1 protein-coding gene is annotated in these 865 nt (G+C 48.3%); it reads left to right on the top strand.

Annotated elements, in window-relative coordinates:
* The first annotated feature begins 59 nt into the window (after positions 1-59).
* Entirely contained in the window at positions 60-851 is a 792-nt protein-coding gene (locus tag GK108_RS30990) for an IS5 family transposase (protein WP_163955479.1), read from the top strand.
* Positions 852-865 lie beyond the last annotated feature (14 nt).

The following is an 865-nucleotide window of genomic DNA, read 5'->3' as shown; positions in this document are numbered from 1 at the left end:
AGAAGCTGTTTGAGTTAGGGGTTTGGAATGCAAAAGCCGCCAGATGAGGTTATGGTTTCGTGCAAAAAACATATTCCTCTGACCTGACGGCTTCGCAATGGCAAGCTATTGAAAAACTCATTGAGGTCAAACGAAAAAGCGTTCATTCGCTCAAATTAGTTGTGGAAGCAGTCTTCTACCTAACCAAAAATGGGAGTAATTGGCGGGATATACCCCAGGGTTTTCCACCCTGGCAGACCGTCTATTGGTACTTCCGAAAGTGGAGCAGGAATGGCACATGGAAGCTGATTGCTAGCGAGTTAACTATGCTTCACCGCCAGAAAGCCGGTAAACAATCTGTACCGACTGTGGCGATTATCGATGCCCAAAGCGTCAAAAATTCGGCCACGGCCACCCAACATATTGGCTTTGATGGCGGAAAGCTTATCAAAGGACGTAAACGCTTACTGATTGTCGATACGATGGGGCATTTGTTATGGACCCATGTGTGTCCAGCCAACCTAGCCGATGGCAAAGCGGGCGTAGCCTGCTGGGAAGAGGCCGAACAGGTCAACCCGCTGCTGGAGGATTTGGTGCTGATGTATGCAGACAAGACGTTTGGTGGTCATTTCAAGGATCAGTTGGAGACCATGTATGCTATGCGTGTGGAGATACCGAAAGAGCCAGTTAACGACCAACCTACTGACAGTAAGCTGGTTATTCACAAGTGGCGTTGGGTTGTCGAGCGGACCATCAGTTGGTTAGCCAATAATCGTCGTTTAGCTCGTGACTACGAACGGACGTTGCTTTCGGCTCGGAATTTCATTTGGATTGCTCATATTCGAAGGACGCTCAAATGCGTTTGTCGCTAACTCAAACAGCTTCT

The sequence above is a fragment of the Spirosoma terrae genome, from assembly GCF_010435915.1.
In the GTDB taxonomy this organism is placed as follows: Bacteria; Bacteroidota; Bacteroidia; order Cytophagales; family Spirosomataceae; genus Spirosoma; species Spirosoma terrae.
This window is presented reverse-complemented; position numbering and strand designations above follow the sequence as displayed.